Below are 25692 nucleotides of genomic sequence, written 5' to 3'. Positions count from 1 at the left end.
TAACGTCAGCGCCCGGCGCGTGGCGAGGCATCCGCATCCGTGGCGGGCTGTGCCTGCTGCGGCTTGGGCTTGGGCTTGGCGTTGGCAGCAGGGGCAGGAGCCGGGGCCGGGGCCGGGGCGGCCGCAGGAGTGGCAGCGGTAGCGGGTGCATGGGCCCCGCACTTGCCTTCGCCGCACTTGCCTTCCTGGGCCTTCTTCGCCACGGCCGGGGCGGCCTGCGGGCTGGCGGCTGCATCCTGTGCGTAGCCGCCGGCCAGCGCCTGCGCGGCGAAGGTGGAGCCGGCCAGTGCGAGGCTGCCGGTCAGCGCCGAGCGGAGGATGCGGGAGGTCGAGGTGTCGTCAGGCATGGGAGTCTCCGGGTGCGGCCGGGCCGCAAGAATGAGGGAATTGCGAAGGCAGGCTACAGGCTTTGCAGGAATTCGGTGATGGCTTCCAGCTCGGTCTTGTGCAGGTCCAGCACTTTCAGCAGCGGGTCCGGCTGCGGAAACAACGGGTCGTCGGCCTGGCCCGGCTTCGGTTGCGGGCGCGGCATGCCGACGTTGTACATGTTGACGATACCGCGCATCTGGGTGAATCCGCCCGTATGCATCCACGGTCCGGTACTGCTTACGTTGCGCAGCGAAGGGGTGCGGAATTTGCCGCTGTCGGTGGGGTCGCCGGTGATTTCGTAGCGGCCCAGGTCCTGTTGCGGACGGCCGTAGAAGTGCAGGCCGAGGTTGTGGAAGCCGTTGTTGGTCAGGGCCGGGCCGCTGTGGCAGTTCATGCAGCGCGCATGGGTGCGGAACAGGTGCAGGCCCCACAGCTGCTGGTCGCCGAGCAGGTTGCGGTTGCCTTCCAGGAAACGGTCGAAGCGGTTGTTGCGTGGCACCAGCGTGCGCTCATAGGCGGCGATGGCCTGGCCTACTTCGCGCACGCTGATCCTGCGGCTGCCGAACACGCGGGCGAATTCGGCCGGGTAATCCTTGCTGCGGTTCAGGCGGTGCTCCAGTTCCCGGGTGGTGAAGGCCATTTCCCGGGAATCCTGGATCGGAAACGCGGCCTGTTCTTCCAGCGTGGCGGCGCGTCCGTCCCAGAACAGGGGATGCGCATACGCGGCCATCGCCACGCTCATCGCGTTGCGCTTGCCGGCCTGGCGGTCGTGGCCGAAGGACACCTTGCGGCCATCGCCCCAGCCCAACTGGCGGTCGTGGCAGCTGGCGCAGGCGATCTGCCCGGAGCGCGACAGGCGTGGATCCTCGAACAGCCTCCTGCCCAGTGCGATTTTTTCCGGGGTACCCGGATTGTCGGCCGGTTCGGGAGGGTGTTTCGGCAGCGGCGCCAGCTCCTGCCATTGCACGCCCTCGTCGATGTGGGGCGCGGGCCATTGCGCGACCGGCAGGGCATAGACGCGGCGCAGGCAATCGAAATCGATGCCCGGCGCGCTCGGTGCGATGCGCTGGCGGCATTGCTCCAGCGTGGGTGCGGCGTCCGGCGCATTGGCGCCGGTTTGCGCGTGGGCGACGTACAGGCCGCCCACCGAGCACAACAGCAGGACTGCGGGCAGCAGGCGTGATGGAGAAAAGATGCGTGGCATTCGAGTCAGAACCCGGTGGCGATCATGGAGGGGCGTGCCGCCACCGGCCAGACTGGAATCAGCGGCTGGCGCAGTGGCCAGCGGATACTGTCTGCGAAGGGAAGCGGCACCCGCCCGGGGAGAAGGCCGGCGACAGCCAACAACAGGCTGCCGCCGGCCAACACGTTGCGGGCATGCGTAGTGCCAATGGACACGCCCGGCGGGGGCAGCAGCACGATCTGCAATGCCACCATCGCCAACGCTGCCCACATCCGCGCATCGGTGATGCGGGCCGGTCGGACATGCAACGCGGCGGGCGTGCTCATCGTCTGCATCTCCCGGTCAGAACCTGTAACCCAGTTCCAGCCAGAAGCTGCGGCCGGCCTCGTAGTACATCGAGCTGGAGGTGGTGCCGCTGATCTTGTTGGCGCGGTTCAGGATGTTGGCGACCTCGACGCGGGCATAGGCCTGCTGCTCGCGTGGCAGCTCCAGGGTGTATTCGAAGGTGCTGTCGAAGGTGAAGGCGCGCGGGTAGTCGCGGTCGACGTAGGCGTCCAGGCTCTCGCCGTTGTAGTTGCCGCTGCCGTCCCTGACGATGTCGCGGAAGCCGGCGCGGTAGCGCAGGAAATTGCTCCACAGCAATTCGCCCTGCCCCAGCGGCAGGCGGGTCTGGGTGGACAGGCGTGCCGTCCACTTGCGCGCAAAGTCCCTGGCGGGTAGGTCGTACAGCCACACCGCCTCGCCCTTGTACAGGACCCGCTCGTCGCTGGCATCGCTCCAGCTGGTCTGGTAGTCGGTGTAGTTGCGTTTGGTGTCGGTGTAGTCGAAGGCAAATTGCAGCCTGGTATGGCTGCGGCGCCAGTCCAGCGTCTGCGCCGGGGCGGCGCTCAAGGTGTGGATGCTGCTCCGGCTGCGGCCCTTGTTGACGTACTGGTAGACGCTGGTGGAGTAGTAGCCGCTGGCGTCGCCGCTGCGCACCGATTGGCGCAGCACTTCGTCCTTGTTGTCGCGGTTGACGTATTTCAGGCTGACGTCCCAGCCCTTCCAGTGCTGGTCGAAGCCGAGGGTCCATTCGTCGGTGTGGGGGATGTCCACCTCGGAGATGCGGTTGGTCGAGGTCGCCAGGGTTCCGGTCACGCTGTCCCACGAGGTGCTGCTGCTGGTGCGCAGCTTGATCTCGGTCAGGCGTTCGCGGCCTTCGCGCAGCAGGTAACTGAAGAAATTGCGCCCGTAGTAGCGGTTGACGCCGGCGGTCAGCACCGATTCGCGATTGCCGAGGATGTCCCAGGACGTGGCCAGGCGCGGCGACAGCGTGGTCCGGTTCCAGATGTTGTCGTCCTCCACGCGCAGGCCGGGACGCACGCTCCAGTTGCCCATGCTGATGTCGTCCTGCACCCAGCCGGCCCATTCGTTGCCGCTGACGCTGAACCTGCCGGCGTGGTAGGTGGTCAGGCGGCGGAAGTACTGGCCCTGGCCGGCCACCAGGATGGGGGCGGCGACCGTGCCGGTGGAGGCCTGCACCGGAGACAGCGAGCAGCCATCGCTGTCCACGCTGCCGTTGCTGAGGGCGCAACGGGTGGTGGCGTAGGGCTGCAGGTAGCTGAAGTGGTCGTTCAGGCGCTCGTAGTCGGCCTTGCGCTGCTGGTAGGACGCGCCGAACTGCAGCGTGTGACGGCTGGCTCCCCAGTCGAAGGCCGCGCGGTCGGCCTCGAACCGGTAGCCGGTTTTGCGGTCGTGCTGGTCGATGTTGCCCCAGCTGCCCTCGAAGCTGCTGTTGTTCACGCCCCAGTCGTGGGCGTCGGATCTGGCCCAGGCCTTCCAGTAGTCCACCTGGCTGCGGCGCGAGCTTTCCAGGTCGCTGTAGCTGAGCGTGTTGTTGAACGACCATGCGGTGCGTTCCAGGTTGGCACGCAGGCTGAGCACGGGGCCGCCCTGCTTTATGTCGAACCAGGCGTCCCTGGCGTTCATGATGAAGTAGCGGTCGTCGGTGGGCGCATGGACCAGGTTCGCGCCCAGTGTCAGCCCTTCGCCGTTACTCCAGTCCAGATTGAGGGTGGCGGCGGTGTTCTCGCGGGTCTGGGTCTTGCTGTTGGCATCGGTCGTGCTGGCGTTGCCTGCGCTGTAACCGCGCAGCGGGATGTCCGAACGCGTGCGGGTGAGCGTGCCGATCATGCCGATGCCGGCGGCGGTGCGGCCTTCCAGGCGCACCCCGAACTTGTACTTGTCGTAGCTGGGCTGGTAGGCGAAGGTGGCCGACTGGTCCCAGGTGGTTTCCTGGCCGCGTGGAATGATGACCTCGTCCCAGGCCGAGCGCGCCATGCGCAACCAGACCTTGCCGTGGAGTGCGTCGCCGGCCTTGCGCGTCTGTGCATCGACCACGCCGCCGGTGAAGTTGCCGAAACTGGCGGGCACGTTGCTGTCATAGACGGTCACGCTTTCCAGCATGTCGGTGTCGATGGCGATGCCCTGCGACTGGCTGGGTACGTCGTTGATGTTGTTGACGTCGGCGACGGAGGTGAAGGCGTTGGCCGGGTCGATGTCATTGTTGACGCTGACGCCGTCGAGCAGGAACGCGTTCTGGTAGAACGGCGCGCCGTTGATGCTGATGTCGGCCGGGCGGATTTCGCCGCCGTTGCGCGAGCTGCGCGCGGTTTCGCCGGACTGCACCGCCGGGTTGATGCGCAGCAGGGTGGCGAGGTCGCCGTTGCCCTTGTTGGTGTCCTGGATGTAGGCCTGGTCCAGCACGGCACCTTCCGAATAGGGGAAGGCGCGCTGCGCGCCGATGCGCAGCGGTGCCAGCGCGATCGTGCCGTTGCCGGCCGGTGCCCTCTCCAGCGTGTAGCTGCCGTCGGACAGGGCGATCAGGCGCAGGCCGGAGCCCGCCAGCAGGCGTTCCAGCCCTTCACGGTCGCCGACCGGGCCACGCAGCGCGGGCGCCTGCAGGCCCGTGGTCAGCGCCGGTTGGTAGGCCAGGGCGATGCCGCGCTGGCTGGCGAAGGCGGCCAGCGAGCGGCCGAGCGGACCGGCCGGCAGCTCGGCGTTCGTCCCGGACCGGGCGGCGGCTGCGGGGACGAAGGGCGACAGCGGGGTTGCTGCGAGGGCGGCCGCGAGCAGGCTGACGCGGAGCGGGGAGGGCAGTCGGCGCATGGGGAATGTTCGAGATGAAGGGGGTACCTGATGCCTGCCACGCGAGACCGCAGAAAGTGTCAGGCGTTTCGCATCCGACGCGTTGGCCATCGCCGGATGCGGCGTGGAAGGGGCAGGGTTCAAGCCCCGCGCGGGCCTACCGTGATCCACCAGCCGCCTGCGCCCCGGCGCACGGCGAGCGGGTAGATGGCTTCGAGCATCGCCAGGCTGCGCTCGATGTCGTCGAGCGGAAATGCGCCGGAAACGGCCAGTGCGGCCACCTCGGGGTCGCAGCGCAGGCGGCCGCTGCGGTAGCGCGCCAGTTCCCCGAGCAGCTCGCCCAGCGGCATGCGGTCGGCCGCGAGCATGCCGCCTACCCAGGCCGCCTGCGCAGGGTCGGCGTCGAGCGAAGCGCTGCAGCCATGGGCGTCGAACCAGGCCAGTTGCCCGGCATTGATCATCCGGGTTGCCACGGTGGGCAGGCCGAAGCCCAGGCGGACGGCCCCTTCCAGCACCATGACCCGGTGGCGGTCGCCGAGGGCGCGGACTTCGAAACGGGTTGCCTGCGCCTGCAGGCTGCCGAAGGCGGTGCGTACCCGGAACGGGCGCGGCGGCGAGAGCGGATCGGCGGCGGCTTCCACCAGGATCCTGCCTTCGCGCAGGCGCACGCCGCGCGCGCTGGCGTCAAAGCGCAGGTCCAGCGCGGTGGCGGTGTCCAGTTCGACCCGGCTGCCATCGGGCAGGCGCAGCTGGCGGCGCTCGCCGGTGGCGGTGCGCTGGTCGGCGCTCCAGTCGCCGCGCTGCCACAGTTGCCAGCCCAGCCAGCCGCCGGGGGCGGCGCTCGACAGCAGCGCCAGGTGCTTGATCGCATTGCGGCGCCCCGCGTTGGCCGGGCGGCCCAGCACCGGCAGGGCAATGGCAGGCGGTACCTGGCCGAAAAGGTCCTGCAGGCGCTCCACCCGCGCCCAGGCGCGGGCGTTGGCGGGCGATACGCAGCGCCAGTGTTCGCAGGCCAGACGGTCGGCCTCGCTGCCGGCCCCGTCATGCAGGCGCAGCATCCACTCGGCGGCCTGCTCCAGCGCGGCCTGCTCCATCGCGGCCTGTACCAGCGGGTCTTCCCGGTGAGGCGTGTCAGGGCACATGGGACAGGCAGCCGACGAGGGCGCGCTTCATGTGGCGCTTGACCGTACTCAGGGAGATGCCGAGCCGGCGGGCGATTTCGTCGTAGCCGATGCCTTCGAACTGCGCCAGCAGGAACACCTGGCGGGCATCGCCGGGCAGGCTGTCGAGCATGGCGTCGATCAGGTGCAGGGCCTCGCGGACCAGCGCCTGATGCTCGGCCGAGGGCGTGCTTGGTTCGGGCAGTGCCGCCAGGCTTTCCAGATAGGCGCGCTCCAGCGATTGGCGGCGGCACCAGTTGGCCATCAGGCCCTTGGCGACGGTGGTCAGGTAGGCGCGCGGCTCCAGTACGCCCTGCAGGTCGCGCCCGGCCATCAGCCGCGCGAACGTATCCTGCGCGAGGTCGGCCGCGACTTCGCGACAGCCGAGCCGGCCGGCGAGCCAGCCGCGGAGCCATGCGTGGTGGTCACGGTAGAGCGTGACGAGGGTTTCGGATTGGGCCGCCATGAGGTTCACGGGAAGTGGGACTGGGGCGCCTGTTCACCTTCCGGCGGCGTGGCCTGATCCGTTGGTCAATAACAATTGAGAATCGTTATCAATTATGACGGTGCTGCCGCTGCTTGACCAGCTTGGGCCGCTGACGGGTGTGCCCGCCGGAGGGATTTCCGCTGCGGCAGGGTGTGCGGGGACGGGGCCTTGGCGGCATGGGTGAAGCTTGCGGAGGGGCTAGGTGATTGCGCGGGATCAAAGGCGTCGCACCTGCCGTGTCCGATACTGGAAACACGGGATGATTGCGGCTGAATGGCAGCCGGTGGCGGGCTTGAATCACACCGCCGCAACCGCATCTGAACGAGTATCGCCGGCGACGCCGGCCCCTGATTCGGGATGACCACCATGCGGATGGACAAGCTCACCTCCAACTTCCAGAAAGCCCTGGCCGATGCGCAGTCGCTGGCCGTGGGCCGCGACCACAACATCATCGAGCCGGTGCATGTGCTGGCCGCGCTGCTCGACCAGGCCGGTGGCAGCAGCCGGCCGCTGCTGGCCCAGGCCGGGGTCAACGTGCCGCTGCTGCGGGAGCGCCTGGGCGAGGCGCTGGACGCGCTGCCCAAGGTCTCCGGCCAGGCCGGCAACCTGTCGATGGGCAACGACCTCAGCCGCCTGCTCAACGCCACCGACAAGCTGGCCCAGCAGCACAACGACCAGTTCATCGCCAGCGAGTGGTTCCTGCTGGCCGCCACCGACGACGGCGGTGCGGCCGGCATGGCGCTGCGCGCGGCCGGTGCCGACAGGAAGAAGCTGGAAGCGGCGATCGACAAGCTGCGCGGCGGCGAGACCGTGCAGAGCGAGAACGCCGAGGAGCAGCGCCAGGCGCTGGAGAAGTACACCATCGACCTGACCGCGCGCGCGGAAAGCGGCAAGCTCGACCCGGTGATCGGCCGCGACGAGGAGATCCGCCGCACCATCCAGGTGCTGCAGCGCCGGACCAAGAACAACCCGGTGCTGATCGGCGAACCCGGCGTGGGCAAGACCGCCATCGTCGAGGGCCTGGCCCAGCGCATCGTCAACGACGAGGTGCCCGAGGGCCTGCGCGGCAAGCGCGTGCTGTCGCTGGACATGGGCGCGCTGATCGCCGGCGCCAAGTTCCGCGGCGAGTTCGAGGAGCGGCTCAAGGGCGTGCTCAACGACCTGGCCAAGAACGAGGGCCAGATCATCCTGTTCATCGACGAACTGCACACCATGGTCGGAGCCGGCAAGGCCGACGGCGCGATGGACGCGGGCAACATGCTCAAGCCGGCGCTGGCGCGCGGCGAGCTGCACTGCATCGGCGCGACCACGCTGGACGAATACCGCCAGTACATCGAGAAGGACGCCGCGCTGGAGCGCCGCTTCCAGAAGGTGTTCGTCGGCGAGCCCTCGGTGGAGGACACCATCGCCATCCTGCGCGGGCTCAAGGAAAAGTACGCCGTGCACCACGGCGTGGAGATCACCGACCCGGCCATCGTCGCCGCGGCCACGCTGTCCAACCGTTACATCGCCGACCGCCAGCTGCCGGACAAGGCCATCGACCTGATGGACGAGGCCGCCTCGCGCATCCGCATGGAGATCGACTCCAAGCCCGAGGAACTGGACCGCCTCGAGCGCCGCCTGATCCAGCTCAAGATCCAGCGCGAAATGCTGAAGAAGGAGAAGGACGAGGCATCGCAGAAGCGCCTGGCCGACCTGGAGGCGGACATCGACGGGCTGGAGCGCGAGTTCTCCGACCTCAACGAGATCTGGAAATCGGAGAAGGCCGCGCTGCAGGGCACGACCCGGATCAAGGAACAGATCGAGCAGGCCCGGCTGGAGCTGGAGGCGGCGCAGCGCCGCCAGGATTTCGCGCGCATGAGCGAGATCCAGTACGGCCTGCTGCCCAACCTGGAAAAGCAGCTGGCGGCGGCGCAGGAAGTCGAGCGCAAGGATTTCAAGCTGGTGCAGGACCGGGTGACCGACGAGGAGATCGCCGAGGTGGTCGCGCGCTGGACCGGCATCCCGGTCAGCAAGATGCTCGAAGGCGAGCGCGACAAGCTGCTGCGCATGGAGCAGGTGCTGCACACCCGCGTGGTCGGCCAGGAAGAGGCGATCCGCGTGGTGTCCGATGCGGTGCGCCGTTCGCGTGCCGGCCTGTCCGACCCGAACCGTCCCAGCGGCTCGTTCCTGTTCCTGGGCCCCACCGGCGTGGGCAAGACCGAGCTGACCAAGGCGCTGGCCGATTTCCTGTTCGATTCGTCCGACGCGATGGTGCGTATCGACATGAGCGAGTTCATGGAGAAGCACAGCGTGGCGCGCCTGATCGGTGCGCCCCCGGGCTACGTCGGCTACGAGGAAGGCGGCTATCTCACCGAGGCGGTGCGCCGCCGCCCGTACAGCGTGATCCTGCTGGACGAGGTGGAGAAGGCGCACCCGGATGTGTTCAACATCCTGCTGCAGGTGCTCGACGACGGCCGCCTGACCGATGGCCAGGGCCGCACCGTGGACTTCCGCAATACCGTCATCGTGATGACCAGCAACCTCGGCTCGCACCAGATCCAGGAGATGAGCGGCGACGACTCGCCGGAGGCCTACATCCAGATGAAGGCGGCGGTGATGGGTGTGGTGCAGGCGCATTTCCGCCCGGAGTTCATCAACCGGCTGGACGACATCGTGGTGTTCCACCCGCTGGACAAGCAGCAGATCAAGCAGATCGCGCGGATCCAGATGCGCGGGCTGGAGAAGCGGCTGGGCGAGCGCGGGCTGAAGCTGGACGTGGCCGATTCGGCGTTCGACCTGCTGGGCAACGTCGGCTTCGACCCGGTGTATGGCGCGCGTCCGCTCAAGCGCGCGATCCAGCAGCAGCTCGAAAACCCGCTGGCGTCGAGGATCCTCGGCGGCGAGTTCGCCAGCGGCGACACCATCCACGTCGAGGCCGCTGGCGGCCAGCTGCGTTTCGCCAAGGGTTGATCGCGCCCGGTGGACACTCCGTACGCGGGGTGTCCACTCATGCCTGCGGGTTATCGGCTGATCACCACGGATCAGCAGTAACCGTTGCAACCAGCGGCCATGGCCGGCATCGGCTCGGCTATGGTCATGGGCCACACCCGCATCGAGCCTGTGATGTCCACGCCGAACTGGAAGCCCGAAACCATCGCCGTGCATGGCGGCTACCGTCCCGACCCGACCACCCGCGCGGTGGCGGTGCCGATCTACCAGACCGTGGCCTATGCCTTCGACGACACCCAGCACGGCGCCGACCTGTTCGACCTGAAGGTCCAGGGCAACATCTACACCCGCATCATGAACCCCACCACCGACGTGCTGGAGCAGCGCATCGCCGCGCTCGAAGGCGGCGTCGGCGCGCTGGCACTGGCATCCGGGCAGGCGGCCATCACCTACGCGATCCAGACCATCGCCGAGGCCGGCGACAACATCCTGGCCTCCAGCGCGCTGTATGGCGGCACCTACAACCTGTTCGCGCATACGCTGCCGCAGTTCGGCATCCAGACCCGCTTCGCCGACTACCGCGATCCGCAGGCGTTCGCGGCGCTGATCGATGAGCGCACCAAGGCGGTGTTCGTCGAGTCCATCGGCAACCCGCGCGGCAACATCACCGACATCGAGGCCATCACCGCGATCGCGCACGCGCATGGCGTGCCGGTGATCGTCGACAACACCGTGGCCACGCCCTACCTGTTGCGCCCGTTCGACTTCGGCGCCGACATCGTGGTGCATTCGCTGACCAAGTACCTGGGCGGGCATGGCACCAGCCTGGGCGGAGCGATCGTCGATTCCGGCCGCTTCCCCTGGGCCGAACACAGCCAGCGCTTCCCGCGGCTCAACACGCCGGACGTGAGTTACCACGGGGTGGTCTACACCGAGGCGCTGGGGCCGGCAGCCTACATCGGCCGCGCACGCGCGGTGCCGCTGCGCAATACCGGCGCGGCGATCTCGCCGTTCAACGCCTTCCAGATCCTGCAGGGCATCGAGACCCTGGCGCTGCGCATGGACCGGATCAACAGCAACACGCTGGCGGTCGCGTCCTTCCTGCAGCAGCACCCGAAGGTGGCGTGGGTGAACTACGCGGCGCTGCCCGACCACCCCGAGCATGCGCTGGTGCGCAAGTACCTGCGCGGGCACGGCTCGGGGGTGCTGACCTTCGGCCTGCCCGGCGGCCGCGAGGCCGGGGCGCGCTTCCTCGACGCACTGCAGCTGTTCACCCGGCTGGTCAACCTGGGCGACGCCAAGTCGCTGGCCACGCACCCGGCCTCCACCACCCATCGCCAGCTCGATGCGGCCGAGCTGGAGAAGGCCGGGGTGACGCTGGACACGGTGCGCCTGTCGGTCGGCATCGAACACATCGACGACCTGCTGGCCGACCTGGAACAGGCGCTGGCGCAGGCCTGAGCGCGGGAGTTCAACGGGCCCCCGAGCTCCCCGGGCGCGGGTGGCGCGCGTCCGCTGCGCCACCCGCCGCCGTGCATCGCGCAGGCGGCCTTACCAGGCGATGGTGAAGCGCTGGCGCAGGTGCCGCGGCTGTTCCAGCTCGTCGACCAGGGCCACGGCCAGGTCGGCCGGGCTGATGGTGCCGGGGCCGTCGGCGGCCATCAGCGGCGTGTCGCTGCCGGTGCGGTAGCGGCCGGTGCGCTCGGTCGGGCCGCCGTCGTGGAAGGCCACCGGCGGGCTGAGGAAGGTCCAGTCCAGGGTCGATTCGCCCTTCAGGTCTTCCAGCGCGTCGCGCGCGGCGCGGGCACCGTCATGGAACGCCGGCGGGAACGACGGCGTATCCACCAGCTGCACGCCGTCGGCGGTGTACAGGCTGCCGGCGCCGCCCACCACCAGGTAACGCTTCACCCCGGCGGCGCGGGTGCCGGCGACGATCGCCCGCGAGCCCTGCATGAAGTCGTGGTAGATGTCCGGGTTGCCCCAGCCGGCGTTGTAGGCGCTGAGCACCGCGTCGTTGCCGGCCACCGCGGCCTGTACCTGTGCGGCATCGCTCACGTCGGTGCGGATCACGCGCAGGCGTTCGCGCGCGGCGAGCTTGTCCGGGTGGCGGGCCAGCGCGGTGACCTCGTGGCCGCGCGACAGCAGTTCTTCGAGCAGGGCGCGGCCGACGAAGCCGGTGGCACCGATCAGGGCGACTTTCATGGCGATTCCTCGCGTGGATGGGAGGTCCACAGTGTCCTCCCCGCATGGTGGCGGCGGCAGTCTCCCGGGGCCACAATCACCTTGAAGCCACGCTTCACGATGGCGCGGCGGCAGGAGGGGCGATGGAGAATCTCAGGCGCATGGCGCTGTTCGCGCAGGTGGTCCAGCACGGCTCCATGAGCGCCGCGGCGCGGGCGCTGGGCATGAGTACCTCGGCGATCAGCCAGCAGGTGCGCGCGCTGGAGCAGGAGGCTGGCGTCGCGCTGCTGCACCGTTCGACCCGGCAGCTGTCGCTGACCGACGTCGGCAGCCGCTACTACGCGGCCTGCGCGCGCCTGCTGGATGCCGCCGGCGAGGCCGCGGCCGAGCTGTCGGCGGCCCGCCACGCGCCCAGCGGCGAACTGCGCCTGTCCGCACCACTGGGCATGGCCGACCATGTCGGGCCGGCACTGGGGGCGTGGCTGCGCGACAACCCGCAGCTGCGCCTGCACCTGCATTTCGAGGATGGCTGGACCGACCTGGTGCAGGCCCGGATCGACCTGGCGCTGCGCTTCGGCCAGTTGCCCGACAGCGACTGGATGGCGCAGCGCCTGGGGACCCTGCAACGCTGGCCCTGCGCCGCGCCGGACTGGTTGCGGCGGCATGGCCCGCCGGCCGATCCGCTGCAGGTGCCGGCCGGCGAATGGCTGGGGCTGGCGCAGGTTCCGGGGCTGGCGTGGCGGCACCGCGCCTCGGGGCAGGAGCGGCGTGTGCCGGCGCATCCGCGCCTGGTCAGCCACAACCAGCCGGCAGTGCGCCAGCTGTGCGTGTCGGGACTGGGCGTGGCGGTACTGACCTGCCTGGACGTCATGCCGCTGCTGGCCGATGGCCGGCTGGTCCGGCTGCTGCCCGAATGGGACGTCCCGGCGCTGCCGGTGTGGGCGGTGACGCCGCACCGGCAGACCCAGCCGGCCAAGGTGCGCCAGGCGATCGAGCTGCTCGGCCGCTACCTGGCGGGCATACCCGGCGTTGGCGACAGCGGGGCCTGAGCGGCCCCGGCATCGCGGCCCCCTCAGCCGGCGGCGGTGCCTGCCCGCAGCGCGCGGTACGGCGGCGTGGCCATGACCATTTCCGCCAGCGAGTGCGCCAGTTCGCGCTCGGCCAGCACCGTGCCGTCGGCACCGTGCTCGAGCAGGTGCTTGACCTCGGCATCGCTGTGCGCGCGCGCCAGCAGGGTCAGGTTGGGGTTGATCGCGCGCAGCTTGGCCAGCGCTTCGCCGGCTTCCAGCGGCTGCGGGATGGCGAGGATGGCGATGCTGGCGCGTTCGGGATGGGCCTCGGCCAGCACCAGGTCGGCGGCGGCGCTGCCGCGGATGCCGGGGATGCCGGCGGCGTGCGCGCGCTCGACATGGTCGCGGTTGTCGTCGATCACCAGCACCGGCACGCCGCGATCGCGCAGCACCTGCGCGAGGGTGCTGCCGACCCGGCCGTAGCCGATGACGATGGCGTGGTCGTGCAGGTCCAGCGACGGTCCGGGCGGGATGTCCGGCGCTTCCGGCACCGGCAGGGTTTCCTTGTGCCGCGCCTGCCAGCGGTCGAGCAGGCCGAACACCAGCGGGTTGAGCATGATCGACACCAGCGCGCCGGCCAGCACCAGCGACTGCCCGGTGCCGGGCAGGATCTTCAGCGCCACGCCGAGCCCGGCGATGATGAAGGCGAATTCGCCGATCTGCGCCAGCGACGCGGAAATGGTCAGCGCCGTGGCCTTGGAATGGCCGAAGGCGCGCACGATGAAGAACGCCGCGGCCGACTTGCCGAACATGATGATCGCCACCGTGGCCAGCACCTGCCACGGGTGCTCGACCACGATCATCGGGTCGAACAGCATGCCCACCGAGATGAAGAACAGCACCGCGAACGCATCGCGCAGCGGCAGCGAATCGTGCGCCGCCTTGTGGCTCAGCTCCGACTCGTTGAGCATCATGCCGGCGAAGAACGCGCCCAGCGCGAACGACACCCCGAACAGCGCGGCCGCGCCGAACGCCACGCCCAGGGCGATGGCCAGCACCGCCAGGGTGAACAGTTCGCGCGAACCGGTGCCGGCGATGCGCTCCAGGATCCACGGGATCACCCGGCGCCCGACCAGCAGCATCACCGCCACGAACAGGCCCAGCTGCACGAAGGTCCAGCCGATCGACGCCAGCACGCTGCCGAGGCTGTGGCTGCGGCCCTGGGCCTCCGGGCCGAACACGCCGGCGATCACCGGCATCATCACCAGCGCCAGTACGCAGGCCAGGTCCTCGACGATCAGCCAGCCGACCGCGATCTTGCCGCGGGTGGTCTCCAGCAGGCGGCGTTCCTCCATCGCCCGCAGCAGCACCACGGTCGAGGCGGTGGCCAGCGAGAAGCCGAAGATCACCCCGTGCAGTGGCGGCCAGCCCATCAGCGTGGCCACCCCCCAGCCCAGCACCGTGGCCACCGCGATCTGGCCGATGGCCCCGGGAATGGCGATGGCCTTCACCGCCATCAGGTCCTTGAGCGAGAAATGCAGGCCGACGCCGAACATCAGCAGCATCACGCCTATCTCGGCCAACTGGTTGGCCAGCGCCTGGTCGGCGACGAAGCCCGGCGTGAACGGCCCGACCACCACCCCCGCGACCAGATAGCCCACCAGCGGCGACAGCCGCAGCCGGTTGGCCAGGGCGCCAAGCACGAAGGCCAGGCCCAGGCCGATGGCGATCATGTTGATCAGGGCGGTGTCATGGTGCATCGGAACTCGCAGGGGTGGGGGATGTGACGATTCTACGGGCGCGTCCGCCGCAGACAAGGAAACACCGCGCCGGATGCGGACGTGGCGCACGCAAAAAACAATGCCCCGGTTTCCCGGGGCATTGCGCGGAACATCCGCTGCGTCAGGCGCCGCTTACCACTTGTAGCCGATGCGGCCGTAGACGTAGGCGCCGTTGAAACCGGCCGGCGCATAGTTGCTGTAGGGCATCTGGCCCCAGGCGTTGACGCTGGTGAACGCGGGGTTGACCTTGTCCGGGTGCGAATCGAGCACGTTGTCCGCACCCACGGTCAGCGTCCACTGCGCGCTCGGCTTGAAGCTGGCCGACACGTCCATCACCCACTGCGGGTCGTAGCTCTGGTCGAACGCCGGGTTGGTCTGGCGCACGGTGAACCGGCCGTAGCGGGTGGCGTTCAGGCCCAGCACCCAGCGGTCCAGGGTCCAGGTGCCGCCGACGATGGCCTTGTCGCGCGGGAAGGCGTCTTCCAGGCGGCCGATCTCGTCGCGCGCCACCAGCGGCGTGGTCAGGCCCAGGCCGGTCAGCACGCCCGGCGACGGCGCCAGCCGCTTCACCTCGGTCTTGTTGTAGCTGTAGCTGGCGGTCAGGTCCAGGGCGCTGGCGGCCAGCGGGATGTTGTAGCTGCCGACCACGTCCACGCCGCGGGTGCGGGTGTCGGCGGCGTTGTTGAAGTAGCGGAAGGCGGTGACGTTGTTGATCCCCAGCGAGGTCAGCAGCGCGTTGGTCGCCGGATTGGTGTTGATGGTGGACGACAGCAGGATGCGGTCGTCGATGTCGATCTGGAACGCATCGATGGTCAGGTACAGGCGCTCGGCCGGCTGCAGCACCAGGCCCAGGCTGTAGGAGGTGGAGGTTTCCGCCTGCAGCGGCTTGGAACCCAGCGCCTTCGCCACGACGCTGGTGGCCGGGAAGGTGCCCGACTCGACGAACACGCCGTTGGAGTAGTTGCTGGTGATGACCTGGTAGCTCTGCTGGGCCAGCGACGGCGCGCGGAAGCCGTTGGAGACGGTGGCGCGCAGCGCCACCGTGTCGGTGAACGCATAGCGGGCCGAGAGCTTGCCCGAGGTCTTGCTGCCGAAGTCGGAGTAGTCCTCGTAGCGCGCGGTGGCGCCGGCCGACAGCTTGTCGGTCAGGTCGGCCTCGAGGCCGGCATAGAGGGCGTAGTTGTGGCGGTCGGCGTGCACCGCGTTGATCGGGGTGAAGCCGGCGAAGCCCTGCGCGCCGCTGCCGAAATAGGAGTTCGGCTCGCCCGGCGACTGGTTCCACTTCTCCTGGCGGTACTCGGCGCCGAAGGAGAGCGTCACCGGGTAGGCCAGGCCCCAGTCCAGCGCCTGCGAGAAATCGGCATTGACGATGTTGTGGGTGTACTCCAGCGCGCCGTCGCGGAAGCTGGTGGGGCTGTTGGCGCCCAGCGCGTAGTTCATGGTGTTGCGCGTGGCGAAGTCGATGCGGCTGTAGCCGTAGTTGTAGCTCACGTCCCAGTTGAAGCCGCCTTCGGTGCTGCCCTTCAGGCCGGCGACCAGCGAACGGTCCTTCAGGTACTGGTTGATCTCCGGCACGAAACCGTCGGGGTAGAGCAGCTTGGTCGCGGCGTTGTGGTTGCGCGAACGGTAGAACGCGAACGAGGTGATGTCGCGGTTGCTGGCGATGGCGGTGGCGTAGCCATGCAGGTTGTCGCTGAAATCGAAGCCGGCATTGGCCGACACCGCGCGGGTATCGACTTCCGGGTCGCCGACCACGAACGCCTTCACGCCCACGCCCGGGTAGTTGCCGGTGTTCGGCGTCGGGTTGCCCGGCAGGCCGTAGGCGTTGAACGGGCCGGCGCGGTTGGTGCGGTCCTGGTGCGAGAGCTGGCCGGCGAAATGCACCGTGCCGCGACCGTCGGCGAAGCTGACGCCGGTATCGCCGGAGAGCTGGTACTGCCTGCCGTCACCGGCCGAATACTGGCCCAGGTCCAGCGCCAGGCTGCCGCCCTTGCCGGCGCCCTTGAGCACGATGTTGACCACGCCGGCGATGGCGTCCGAGCCGTACTGGGCCGAGGCGCCGTCGCGCAGCACTTCCACGCGTTCGATCGCCGCCACCGGGATGGTGTTCAGGTCCACGGCCGAGGAACCGCGGCCCATGCTGCCGTTGACGTTGAGCTGGCCGGACAGGTGCCGGCGCTTGCCGTTGATCAGGATCAGCACCTGGTCCGGCGACAGCCCGCGCAGCTGCGCCGGGCGCACGCCGCTGGTGCCGTCGGTCAGGGCCGGGCGCGGGAAGTTGAGCGAGGGCAGGGCGCGCGACAGCGCGGTGGCCAGCTCGGTCGAGCCGGTGGCCTGCAGGACCTCGGGGGTGATGATGTCGATGGGCGACTGCGATTCGGCCACCGTGCGGTCGGCCACGCGGGTACCGGTGACGATCACGGTGTCGAGCGTCTGGGCGCCGGACTGGGCGAAGGCAGGGGCAACCGGGAGGCCGAGGGCGATGGCGACGGCAACGGCGAGCGTACTGGACTTGCGGTTCATCAGATTGCAGCTCCGGTATGAATGAGCGGCACCGGCGGCGACAGGATGTCCGTCACGAGGGGGCGTACGGTGCGTCATCATGGATTAATGGAATTTTTACGCGGTGTCAAATGCCGTTTGGCCCGCCTATGTCGTTGCTGCTGAAAGCATTTCGACCGAAAAGACGTGGCACCCGGCGGGGTTCGGGGGAGGGCATCCCGGCACGAAACCGATGCGAGGGAAGCGTCAGTCAAGTATTCGTTAACGCTAGAATCGCGTCGCAGGAATGTTGCTCAGGTGTACATTCCTTTTCGTTATAACGGACCCCCTCATGATTTCCCTTCGTAATTTCGCCCTGCGCCGGGGCGAGCGCCTGCTGTTGTCCAACGTCGACCTCACCCTGCATGCCGGCTACCGCGTGGGCGTGGTCGGGCGCAACGGCGCCGGCAAGTCCAGCCTGTTCGCCGCCGTGCGTGGCGAACTGGAAGCCGACAAGGGGGATGTGTCGCTGCCGGGCAGGATCCGCATCGCCGACGTGGCCCAGGAAACCCCGGCGCTGCCCGACCGCGCCATCGATTTCGTGCTGGGCGGCGACGACGTGGTGGCCGCGGTGCTGGCCGAGGAAGCCGCCGCGACCGCGCGCGAGGACTGGGAAGCCGTCGCAGACGCGCACCAGAAGATGGCCGAACTGGGCGCCTATGACGCCGAGGCGCGGGCCGGCAAGCTGCTGCATGGCCTGGGCTTCCCGGCCGAGACCCACGGCCGCCCGGTGGCCGCGTTCTCCGGTGGCTGGCGTGCGCGCCTGAACCTGGCGCGCGCGCTGATGATGCCCAGCGACCTGCTGCTGCTCGACGAACCGACCAACCACCTCGACCTGGACGCGGTGTACTGGCTTGAACAGTGGCTGCTCAAATACCCGGGCACGCTGCTGCTGATCTCGCACGACCGCGAGTTCCTCGACAACGTCGCCACCCACACCCTGCACCTGCACGGCGGCACCGCGCGGCTGTACACCGGCGGCTACACCGACTTCGAGCGCCAGCGTGCCGAACACCTGCGCCAGCAGCAGATCGCGCATGAGAAGGAGCAGGCCGAACGCGCCCACCTGCAGAGCTTCATCGACCGCTTCAAGGCGCAGGCCAGCAAGGCCACCCAGGCGCAGAGCCGCATGAAGCGCCTGGCCAAGATGACCGGCACCGAGGCGGTGCGCGCCGAGCGCGAGTTCCGCATCGAGTTCTCCGAGCCGGCCAAGCTGCCGTTCTCGCTGATCCGCCTGAACCACGTCGAGGCCGGCTACGGCCAGGACGCGGTGATCCTGAAGGACGTCGGCTTCGGCCTTGAGGCCGGCCAGCGCGTGGGCCTGCTCGGCCCGAACGGCGCCGGCAAGACCACCCTGGTCAAGACCTTGGTGGGCGACCTGCCGCCGCTGGCCGGCGAGCGCAGCGCGCACCCGGACATGAAGATCGGCTACTTCGCCCAGCACACGGTGGAGTCGCTGCGCGAGGGCGCCACGCCGATGGACCACTTCCGCGAGATCGACCCGGACGGCGTCAACCAGAACTTCCGCGACTTCCTCGGCAAGTGGAACTTCCCCGGCGACCGCGCGTTCGAGCCGGTGGACGGCTTCTCCGGCGGCGAGCGCGCGCGCCTGGCGCTGGCGCTGATCGCCTGGCAGCAGCCCAACGTGCTGCTGCTCGACGAACCGACCAACCACCTCGATCTTGAAATGCGCGAGGCGCTGGCCGAAGCCCTGAGCGTGTTCGAGGGCGCCATCGTCATGGTGTCGCACGACCGCCACCTGATCGGCCTGGTCTGCGACACCTTCTGGCGCGTGGCCGACGGCGTGGTCGAGCCGTTTGCCGGCGACCTCGACGAGTACGCCGCGTGGCTGCGCACCCGCGCCAGCGCGCAGGGCGCGCGCAGCAAGGCCGACCGCGCCGACAAGGGCGCAAAGCCGGCCGAACCGGCGCCTGCGCCGGTGGCCGCGCAGCCGGCACCGGCGAAGAAGCCGGTCAACCCGCACAAGCTGGAGGCGGCCGAGAAGAAGGTCGAGCAGCTGGGCGCGGCGCTGGCCGATATCGACCGCCAGCTGGCCGACCCGGCCAACTACGCCGATGCGGCGAAGATGGGCCGGCTCGGCAGCGAGCGCGAGGTGCTCGCGCAGCAGCTGGAGCAGGCCGAAGCGGCGTGGATGGAGCTGCTCGACTAGGGCGTGTCGCGTGGGCGCGCGCCGGCGGCTACGCCTGGCCCTGCGCCTGCAGCCACAGGCGGAAACGCCTGAGCGGCTCGCGTTCGGCGCGCGAGCGCAGCCGGGTGAGCCAGTAGCGTCCCAGCACCAGGGTCTGCGCGAAGGGCTGCAGCAGGCGGCCGTCGGCCAGGTCCTGCTCGAACATGCGCAGCGGCAGCAGCGCCACCCCGGCGCCTGCGGCGGCGGCGCTGGCCAGTGCCAGCGAGGAGTCGAACACCGGGCCGCGTGGCTCCACCCCGACCACCCCGGCCGCCTGCAGCCAGCGCGGCCATTCGTCGTTGCGGTAGGAGCGCAGCAGCGGCACCGCGGCCAGGTCGCGTGGCTGCCGCAGGCGTCGCGCCAGCGACGGCGCGCATACCGGCGCGAACGGCGCGTCGACGATCGGCGTGCAGTCCTGGCCCTGCCAGTCGCCTTCGCCGAAGCGGATCGCCAGGTCCAGGCCCTCACCGGCCAGGTCGATGCGGTTGTTGTGGGTCTGCAGGCGCAGCTCGATATCCGGATGCGCAGCCTCGAAATCGCCCAGCCGCGGCAGCAGCCAGCCGGTGGCGAAGGTCCCGACCACGCCCACCGTCAGCACCTCGCGGAAGCGCCCGCCGGCGAAACGGTCCAGGGCGATGGCTATGCGGTCGAAGGCGTCGGTGAGCACCGGGTGCAGCGCCGCGCCTTCGTCGGTGAGCGCCACCCCGCGCGGCAGGCGGTGGAACAGCGTGACCTGCAGGCGCTCTTCCAGGCTGCGGATCTGGTGGCTCAGCGCGGCCTGGCTGACGCACAGCTCCAGCGCCGCGCGGGTGAAATTGAGGTGGCGTGCGGCGGCCTCGAAGGCGCGCAGGGCGTTGAGCGGAAGCTGGGGGCGGATCATGCCTGAGCCATAACGACCGGTGATGGGTAATCGCATTATTCCCGTTATGGGTGCGTAAATCGGGGCTTTGACCCTTATTTATCTAATGGCTGCTGCTGGTTTTTCGCGCTGGTCGGGCGCGGTCGCCGCTTCCGATAATCGTGGCCATCCACACCCACGGAGCGCGCCTGCATGATCGACCGCCGCCAGTTTCTCGCCCTCGGCGGTGCCGCGTGTGCCGGCATTGCCGCCGTGCCCCTGCTGGCCCGCGCCGTGTCTGCGCCGGCGGCGGCCGGCTTTGCCGCGCTGGAGGCCGAAAGCGGGGGGCGCCTGGGCGTGTGCCTGTGGCATCCGGCCAGCGGCGCGCGTTTCGGCCAGCGCATGGACGAACGTTTCCCGATGTGCAGCACCTTCAAGTTCCTGCTCGCGGCCGCGGTCCTGGAGCGGGCCGGGCGCGGCGCGCTGTCGCTGGACCAGCGGGTACCGGTGCGGGCGGCGGACCTGCTCGCCCATTCGCCGGTCACCGCGCGCCATGTCGGCAAGGACCTGGGCGTGCGCGACCTGTGCCGGGCGACCCTGACCACCAGCGACAACGCCGCGGCCAACCTGCTGCTGCCGTTGGTCGGCGGGCCGGCCGGGCTCACCGCCTTCCTGCGCGCGCAGGGCGATGCGGTCACCCTGGCGGCGCGCTACGAGCCGGACGCAAACCGCTTCGCGATGGACGATCCGCGCGACACCACCAGCCCGGCGGCGATGGCCGGCAATCTGCAGCGCTTCGTGCTTGGCGATGCGCTGGCCCTGGCCGGGCGCCGGCAACTGGCCGACTGGCTGATCGACAACGAGACCGGCGACGCGCGGCTGCGCGCGGGGCTGCCGCCGGGCTGGCGGGTGGGCGACAAGACCGGCAGCAACGGCCGCGACACCAGCAACGACATCGCCGTGCTGTGGCCGCGGCGCGGCGGTACGCCTTGGGTGCTGGCCGCTTTCCTGCAGGGGTCCACGCTGGACGACGCGGGTCGCGATGGCATCCTGCGCCGGGTCGGCGAACGGGCGGCCGCGTACCTGGGCTGAGCCGCGGCGGTGCGTCGGCGGCAGCGGCACGTGTACCCTGTGCGCCAGTTGGGGAAAGGAAACCGCGCGCATGAGCCGCGAGCTGGTCTACCTGTTGTTGATCTTCGCGCTGCTGGTGATTCCGCGCGCACTGCAGCGCTTCTGCGTACCGGCGCCGCTGACCTGCCTGGTGTTCGGCATCGGCGTGATGCTGTGGCTGGGCGATGGCGCGCACGACCCGGTGGTGGGGCTGCTGGCCACGCTGGGCATTTCCTCGTTGTTCCTGTTCGCCGGCCTCGAGGTGGACCTGAAGGACCTGCGGCGTGGCATGTGGCCATTGCTGGTGCACCTGCTGATCCGCAGCCTGACCCTGGCCGGCGTGGCCTGGCTGGGGTGGCGCTACGGCGGCCTGCAGTGGCAGGCGGCGGGCCTGCTGGCGCTGGCGCTGCTGACCCCGTCGACCGGCTTCATCATGGATTCGCTCGCGCGCCTGGGCCTGGACGAGGCGGAACGGTTCTGGGTGAGCAGCAAGGCCATCGCCGGCGAACTGCTGGCGCTGGCGGCGCTGTTCGTGGTGCTGCAGGCCGGCGATCCCGCGCACATGGCGCTGTCCAGCCTGGTGCTGCTGGCGATGATGGTGGGCCTGCCGCTGCTGTTCGTCGGCCTCGGCCGCTGGGTGGCGCCGCATGCGCCGGGCTCGGAGTTCTCGCTGCTGGTGATGGTCGGCCTGCTCGCGGCCTACATCACCTATTCGCTGGGCGTGTACTACCTGGTGGGCGCCTTCATCGCCGGGCTGGTCGCGCGCCTGCTGCAGCAGCGCATGCCGCTGCTGGCCTCGCACGAGAACCTGCACGCGCTGCGCCTGTTCGCCTCGTTCTTCGTTCCGTTCTATTTCTTCAACGCCGGTACCAAGGTGCCCGGCGACGCGCTCAGCTTCGAGGCGCTGGGGCTGGGCGTGGTGATCACCCTGGTCGTGCTGCCGCTGCGCATCGCGGTGGTCTGGCTGCAGCGGCGGGTGCTGTTCGGCGAGAGTTTCATGTCCAGCCTGCGGGTGTCGCTGGCGCTGTCGCCGACCCTGATCTTCACCCTGGTGCTGGCCGGCATCATGCGCGAACGCTTCGACGCCCCGGCGGTGCTGTACGGCGCGCTGCTGCTGTATGCGGCATTGAACACGCTGCTGCCGTCGCTGGTGCTGCGTGCGCCGCTGGGCGTGGATCCGCTGGGCAAGGACGCCGCGCACGACGTGGCGGTGGCCGAGCCGGCGCCGGTGCCGCCACGCAGCGCCGAATCGGCGGTGATCGATGCCGCCCGGCCGCCTTCCGGCTAGGCCGCGCGCTGCGGCTATGATCCGCTCCCGGGAGCCGCCGCACCATGGGCGGCATGTCGACCGGGGCGGGTGAGTGGATAGCGACAACTGGCAGCGCGTGCGTGAACTTTTCGATGCGGTCTGCGACCTGCATCCCTCGCAGTGGCGGACCGAACTGGCGCGCATGAGCGCCGACCCGGCGGTGGTCGCCGAAACCCTGGAACTGCTGCAGGCGCAGACCGTGGACCTGTCCCGCGCACAGTCGCCGCTGCGCGGCCTGCGTGCGGCCGGCGCGCAGGTCGAGCAGGGCGAAGGCGAGCGGCTGGGGCCGTGGCGGTTGTGCGAGCGCCTGGCCAGCGGCGGCATGGGCGTGGTGTTCCGCGCCGAGCGCGCCGACGGCCTGTACGCGCAGGAGGTGGCGGTCAAGGTCCTGCATGCCGCGCCCGAGCCGCGCATCGCCGAGCGCCTGGCCGCGGAGCGGCGCATCCTCGCCGGGCTGCAGCACCCCAACATCGCGCGCCTTTACGACGGCGGCACCACGCCCGGTGGCCAGCCCTATCTGGTGATGGAGTACGTCCGCGGCCAGGCGCTGGACGTCCATTGCCGGCAACGTCGCCTCGACCTGCGCCAGCGGCTGGCGCTGTTCCTGAAGGTGTGCGCGGCGGTGCAGGCCGCGCATGCGCGGCTGGTGCTGCACTGCGACCTCAAGCCGGCCAACATCCTGGTGCGTGCCGACGGCGAGCCGGTACTGCTGGACTTCGGCATCGCGCGGCTGATCGAGAACGACGGCAACCCGGGCCGCCAGCCGTTCTTCACCCCGGGCTATGCGGCGCCCGAGCTGCGCGCGGGCGAACCCGAGGGCATGGCCAGCGACGTCTACAGCCTGGGCATCGTGCTGGCCGGGCTGCTGGCCGCGCAGGATGCCGCGCGCGGCCCGGCGGCGGGGCAGGCACCATTGCCGCCGAGCCGCCTGGCCGATGCGCGCTGCGCCTGGCGCGGCGCGTTGCGCGGCGACCTGGACGCGATCGCCATGCGCGCGGTCGCCGCCGCGGCGCCGGCGCGCTACGCCTCGGTGGAGGCGCTCGCGGCCGATGTCCGCCGCTACCTCGAGCACCGGCCGGTGCTGGCCCGCGGCGGCGGCGGGTTCTACCGCGGCGGGCGCTGGCTGCGGCGCAACTGGAAGGGCGCCGCGGCGCTGGCCGGTGTCCTGCTGCTGGTGGGCGCTTTCGTCTGCTGGCTGGCCGAGGCCCGCGCCGAGGCCGAGCGCCAGGCGCAGGTCGCCGAACAGGTGAGCGCGTTCCTGGTGTCGATGTTCGAAGCCGCCGACCCGCGCGAAAAGGGCGCGCGTGCCGGCGACGACATCAGCGCGCGCGAGGTGCTCGACCGCGCCGCGGCGCGGGTGGACGCCGAGCTTGAGGCATCGCCCGAGGTGCAGGCCCGGCTCAAGGGCGTGATCGGGCTGGCCTACCGCAACATGGGCGACCTGAAGCGCGCCAACCCGATGATGCGCGCCTCTGCCGAGGCGCTGGCCGCGCGCGGTGGCGCGCGCAACATCGACGAGGCCGCACGCCAGTTCAACCTGCTGGCCGGCAGCCATGCCAACAACCGCGACGGCCGCGAGGGCGAGGCGCTGGCGCGGCGCGCCCTGGCCCTGCTCGGGCAGCAGCCGGCGGACAGCTTCCGGGTCGCCCAGTCCTACAACTCGCTGGGGCTGTCGCTGCTGTCCGAGCAGCGCTACGGCGAAGCGGAGGCGGCCTTCAGGCAGGCATTGCAGCGGCATGAACTGGCGCGCCGCGAGCAGTTCATCGGCGTGACCCTGGACAACCTCGGCATGATGTACCGACGCAAGGGCGAACTGGCCGCGGCGGCGGCGATGTTCGAGCGTTCGACGCCGATCTTCCTGCGCATGTTCGGACCGACGTCGTTCGACTACTGGTCCAGCCACAGCGAGCGCAGCCTGGTGCTGCTCGACCAGGGACGGCTGGACGAGGCCATCGCCGCGTTCGAGGCCAACCTGGTGCGCGCGCCGCGCATCTTCGGCGAGCGCAGCGTGTACTACGTCAGCGAAAACAACCGCTTGGCCGGTGCGCTGATCCGCAGGGGCGACTACCTGCGCGCCGACGGGCATGTGCGTACCGCGCTGCGGCTGTCGGCCGAGGTGATGGGCAAGGACAGTTTCAACTACTCGGCGATGCTGGAAACGGCGGCGCAGCTGGCCGAGGCCCGTGACGACCCGGCAGCCGCCGAGGCGGCGTGGCGCGAGGCGCTGGCGGTACGCCGCGCGGCGATCGGCGACGGGCACCCGGACACGCTCGACCTGGAATTGCAGCTGGGGTTGTTGCTGGCCCGCCACGGCCACGCCGAAGGCGATGCGCTGGTGCGGCATGCGCATGCGGCGTGGTTGCCGCGGATCCCCGCCGGCAGCGCCAATGGCCTGCGCGTGCGCCAGGGCTGGGCGGAATGGCTGCTGTTGAAGGACCGCCGCGACGACGCCCGGGCGGCGCTGGCGGCGATGGCCGCCGAGGCCGCGGCGGCCAGTCCGGAGACCGCACTGCGCCAGCAGGTGCTGCAGGCCATGCTGCTGCAGCGCGAAGGCGATGCGGCGGCCGTCGCTGCATGGCGCGAGGTGGTGGCCGCGAGTGCGCGCCTGTCCGGTGCCGATTCGGCGCGGACGGCGCGCTGGCGGCTGGCCCTGGCCGGGGCGCTGGCCGCGGCCGGCGGGCGTGGCGAGCAGGAGTCGGCGCGGGCGGCGCCGGTACTGCGCGCGCAACTGGCCGCCCGCAGCCCGCTGCTGCGCGAGCTGCCGCCGTCGCGGTGACGGCCCGGCGCGGCTTGCCGCCACCGGACGCAGCGGTTAGGGTCGGGGCATGAAGCGCTCTTTCCTCGCAGGTCTCCTGCCGCTGTTGCTCGCTCCGCCGGTGTCCATGGCGGCACCGGCTCCCTCCGCCGCCGATACCGGCGCTGCCGGGTTCCTGGCGGCCCTGGCCCAGCATTGCGGGCAGGCCTTCGCCGGCCGCGTGGTGGCCAACCAGCCGACGAGCGCCACGCCCGATCCCTTCGAAGGCCAGGTGCTGGTGATGCACGTGCGCGGGTGCGATGCGCCGGCGCAGGAGCTGCGCGTGCCGTTCCATGTCGGCGAGGATCGTTCGCGGACCTGGGTGCTGACCCGCGTCGGCGATCGCCTGCGGCTCAAGCACGATCACCGCCATGCCGATGGCAGCCCGGACAAGGTCACCCTCTACGGCGGCGATACCCATGAGCCGGGGACCGCGCAGCGGCAGGCGTTCCCGGTGGACGCCGAGTCGGTGGCGATGTTCGAGCGCGAGGGCCTGGCCGGGTCGGTGCGCAACACCTGGGCGATGGAAGTCGAGCCGGGGCGGCGCTTCCTGTACGAACTGTCGCGACCGGACGGGCGCCTGTTCCAGGTCGAGTTCGACCTCACCCGGCCGGTGGCGGCACCGCCGCCGCCGTGGGGCGCCGATGCCGCCGCCACGGAAAAGGGCGCCTGACCGGCGCCCTT

Annotated in this window: 18 protein-coding genes; 8 read left to right on the top strand and 10 right to left on the bottom strand. The window is 70.2% G+C overall.

All coding sequences use genetic code 11. The features are described from left to right. Window positions 1–5: 5 nt before the first annotated feature. The 6 genes from ABB33_RS08590 to ABB33_RS08565 form a co-directional block, all read right to left on the bottom strand. On the bottom strand, window positions 6–347 hold the full coding sequence (locus tag ABB33_RS08590) for an HvfA family oxazolone/thioamide-modified RiPP metallophore (RefSeq protein ID WP_056931849.1): 342 nt from the start codon (window positions 345–347) through the stop codon (window positions 6–8). A gap of 53 nt (window positions 348–400) precedes the next feature. Further along, window positions 401–1573: a cytochrome-c peroxidase gene (locus ABB33_RS08585; protein ID WP_082595041.1), complete on the bottom strand. Its 1173-nt coding sequence runs from the start codon at window positions 1571–1573 to the stop codon at window positions 401–403. Between the two features lie 5 nt (window positions 1574–1578). Beyond that, complete coding sequence (locus tag ABB33_RS08580) at window positions 1579–1878, bottom strand: hypothetical protein (protein WP_056931848.1); 300 nt, start codon at window positions 1876–1878, stop codon at window positions 1579–1581. A gap of 16 nt (window positions 1879–1894) precedes the next feature. Continuing rightward, a complete protein-coding gene (locus ABB33_RS08575; RefSeq protein WP_056931847.1) occupies window positions 1895–4699 on the bottom strand; it encodes a TonB-dependent receptor plug domain-containing protein in 2805 nt (934 codons plus the stop codon). A gap of 119 nt (window positions 4700–4818) precedes the next feature. Further along, window positions 4819–5820 carry a FecR domain-containing protein gene (locus tag ABB33_RS08570; RefSeq protein ID WP_198421457.1) on the bottom strand — a complete coding sequence of 334 codons (1002 nt, stop codon included), beginning with the start codon at window positions 5818–5820 and terminating at the stop codon, window positions 4819–4821. Next, window positions 5810–6304 (bottom strand): sigma-70 family RNA polymerase sigma factor, encoded by a 495-nt coding sequence (locus ABB33_RS08565; protein ID WP_056931845.1) that lies wholly within the window; start codon window positions 6302–6304, stop codon window positions 5810–5812. The genes ABB33_RS08570 and ABB33_RS08565 overlap by 11 nt, the downstream gene beginning before the upstream one ends. 387 nt (window positions 6305–6691) lie before the next feature. On the opposite strand from ABB33_RS08565, the gene clpB reads away from it, so the two are divergent. Further along, window positions 6692–9277, top strand: a complete 2586-nt coding sequence (clpB, locus tag ABB33_RS08560) for an ATP-dependent chaperone ClpB (RefSeq protein ID WP_056932009.1) — start codon at window positions 6692–6694, stop codon at window positions 9275–9277. Window positions 9278–9430: 153 nt separating this feature from the next. Continuing rightward, the gene (locus ABB33_RS08555) at window positions 9431–10717 is read left to right on the top strand and encodes an O-acetylhomoserine aminocarboxypropyltransferase/cysteine synthase family protein (protein WP_056932008.1); all 1287 of its coding nucleotides are present in this window, start codon (window positions 9431–9433) and stop codon (window positions 10715–10717) included. 90 nt (window positions 10718–10807) lie between these two features. Here the strand turns inward: ABB33_RS08555 and ABB33_RS08550 are convergent, their stop codons facing one another. Next, window positions 10808–11458: an NAD(P)-dependent oxidoreductase gene (locus ABB33_RS08550; RefSeq protein WP_056931844.1), complete on the bottom strand. Its 651-nt coding sequence runs from the start codon at window positions 11456–11458 to the stop codon at window positions 10808–10810. Between the two features lie 122 nt (window positions 11459–11580). On the opposite strand from ABB33_RS08550, the gene ABB33_RS08545 reads away from it, so the two are divergent. Then, window positions 11581–12486 carry a LysR family transcriptional regulator gene (locus tag ABB33_RS08545; RefSeq protein ID WP_056931843.1) on the top strand — a complete coding sequence of 302 codons (906 nt, stop codon included), beginning with the start codon at window positions 11581–11583 and terminating at the stop codon, window positions 12484–12486. 23 nt (window positions 12487–12509) lie between these two features. On the opposite strand, the gene ybaL is transcribed toward ABB33_RS08545, so the two are convergent. Continuing rightward, the gene (ybaL, locus tag ABB33_RS08540; protein WP_056931842.1) at window positions 12510–14207 is read right to left on the bottom strand and encodes a YbaL family putative K(+) efflux transporter; all 1698 of its coding nucleotides are present in this window, start codon (window positions 14205–14207) and stop codon (window positions 12510–12512) included. Between the two features lie 153 nt (window positions 14208–14360). Further along, window positions 14361–16751, bottom strand: a complete 2391-nt coding sequence (locus ABB33_RS08535; protein ID WP_054663871.1) for a TonB-dependent receptor plug domain-containing protein — start codon at window positions 16749–16751, stop codon at window positions 14361–14363. Between the two features lie 310 nt (window positions 16752–17061). Between ABB33_RS08535 and ABB33_RS08530 the strand changes: the two genes are divergently transcribed. Next, window positions 17062–18939, top strand: coding sequence for an ABC-F family ATP-binding cassette domain-containing protein (locus tag ABB33_RS08530; RefSeq protein ID WP_056931841.1), 1878 nt, complete (start codon window positions 17062–17064; stop codon window positions 18937–18939). 28 nt (window positions 18940–18967) lie between these two features. On the opposite strand, the gene ABB33_RS08525 is transcribed toward ABB33_RS08530, so the two are convergent. Then, entirely contained in the window at window positions 18968–19837 is an 870-nt protein-coding gene (locus ABB33_RS08525) for a LysR substrate-binding domain-containing protein (RefSeq protein WP_056931840.1), read from the bottom strand. A 171-nt stretch (window positions 19838–20008) separates the two neighbouring features. Between ABB33_RS08525 and blaCESS the strand changes: the two genes are divergently transcribed. From blaCESS to ABB33_RS08505, 4 genes are all read left to right on the top strand, one after another. Beyond that, window positions 20009–20887 (top strand): CESS family extended-spectrum class A beta-lactamase, encoded by an 879-nt coding sequence (gene blaCESS / locus ABB33_RS08520; protein WP_056931839.1) that lies wholly within the window; start codon window positions 20009–20011, stop codon window positions 20885–20887. Window positions 20888–20957: 70 nt separating this feature from the next. Continuing rightward, window positions 20958–22193 carry a cation:proton antiporter gene (locus ABB33_RS08515; RefSeq protein WP_056931838.1) on the top strand — a complete coding sequence of 412 codons (1236 nt, stop codon included), beginning with the start codon at window positions 20958–20960 and terminating at the stop codon, window positions 22191–22193. Window positions 22194–22290: 97 nt separating this feature from the next. Further along, window positions 22291–24990: a serine/threonine-protein kinase gene (locus ABB33_RS08510; protein WP_182212516.1), complete on the top strand. Its 2700-nt coding sequence runs from the start codon at window positions 22291–22293 to the stop codon at window positions 24988–24990. 49 nt (window positions 24991–25039) lie between these two features. Beyond that, complete coding sequence (locus ABB33_RS08505) at window positions 25040–25681, top strand: hypothetical protein (protein WP_056931836.1); 642 nt, start codon at window positions 25040–25042, stop codon at window positions 25679–25681. Window positions 25682–25692 lie beyond the last annotated feature (11 nt).

Origin of the sequence: Stenotrophomonas acidaminiphila, assembly GCF_001431595.1 — a bacterium.
Lineage (GTDB): Bacteria > Pseudomonadota > Gammaproteobacteria > Xanthomonadales > Xanthomonadaceae > Stenotrophomonas > Stenotrophomonas acidaminiphila.
Note: the sequence above shows the minus strand (reverse complement) of the source record. Positions and strands in the feature narration are given on the sequence as shown.

Bases quoted from the DNA above. Each gene is read 5' to 3' on its own strand.
- ABB33_RS08580 (WP_056931848.1), bottom strand. From the start codon at position 1,878: ATGAGCACGCCCGCCGCGTTGCATGTCCGACCGGCCCGCATCACCGAT.
- ABB33_RS08545 (WP_056931843.1), top strand. From the start codon at position 11,581: ATGGAGAATCTCAGGCGCATGGCGCTGTTCGCGCAGGTGGTCCAGCAC.
- ABB33_RS08575 (WP_056931847.1), bottom strand. From the start codon at position 4,699: ATGCGCCGACTGCCCTCCCCGCTCCGCGTCAGCCTGCTCGCGGCCGCC.
- ABB33_RS08530 (WP_056931841.1), top strand. From the start codon at position 17,062: ATGATTTCCCTTCGTAATTTCGCCCTGCGCCGGGGCGAGCGCCTGCTG.
- ABB33_RS08585 (WP_082595041.1), bottom strand. From the start codon at position 1,573: ATGCCACGCATCTTTTCTCCATCACGCCTGCTGCCCGCAGTCCTGCTG.
- ABB33_RS08565 (WP_056931845.1), bottom strand. From the start codon at position 6,304: ATGGCGGCCCAATCCGAAACCCTCGTCACGCTCTACCGTGACCACCAC.
- ABB33_RS08590 (WP_056931849.1), bottom strand. From the start codon at position 347: ATGCCTGACGACACCTCGACCTCCCGCATCCTCCGCTCGGCGCTGACC.
- ABB33_RS08515 (WP_056931838.1), top strand. From the start codon at position 20,958: ATGAGCCGCGAGCTGGTCTACCTGTTGTTGATCTTCGCGCTGCTGGTG.
- ABB33_RS08535 (WP_054663871.1), bottom strand. From the start codon at position 16,751: ATGAACCGCAAGTCCAGTACGCTCGCCGTTGCCGTCGCCATCGCCCTC.
- ABB33_RS08570 (WP_198421457.1), bottom strand. From the start codon at position 5,820: ATGTGCCCTGACACGCCTCACCGGGAAGACCCGCTGGTACAGGCCGCG.
- ABB33_RS08550 (WP_056931844.1), bottom strand. From the start codon at position 11,458: ATGAAAGTCGCCCTGATCGGTGCCACCGGCTTCGTCGGCCGCGCCCTG.
- ABB33_RS08555 (WP_056932008.1), top strand. From the start codon at position 9,431: ATGTCCACGCCGAACTGGAAGCCCGAAACCATCGCCGTGCATGGCGGC.
- ABB33_RS08525 (WP_056931840.1), bottom strand. From the start codon at position 19,837: ATGATCCGCCCCCAGCTTCCGCTCAACGCCCTGCGCGCCTTCGAGGCC.
- ybaL (WP_056931842.1), bottom strand. From the start codon at position 14,207: ATGCACCATGACACCGCCCTGATCAACATGATCGCCATCGGCCTGGGC.
- ABB33_RS08505 (WP_056931836.1), top strand. From the start codon at position 25,040: ATGAAGCGCTCTTTCCTCGCAGGTCTCCTGCCGCTGTTGCTCGCTCCG.
- blaCESS (WP_056931839.1), top strand. From the start codon at position 20,009: ATGATCGACCGCCGCCAGTTTCTCGCCCTCGGCGGTGCCGCGTGTGCC.
- clpB (WP_056932009.1), top strand. From the start codon at position 6,692: ATGCGGATGGACAAGCTCACCTCCAACTTCCAGAAAGCCCTGGCCGAT.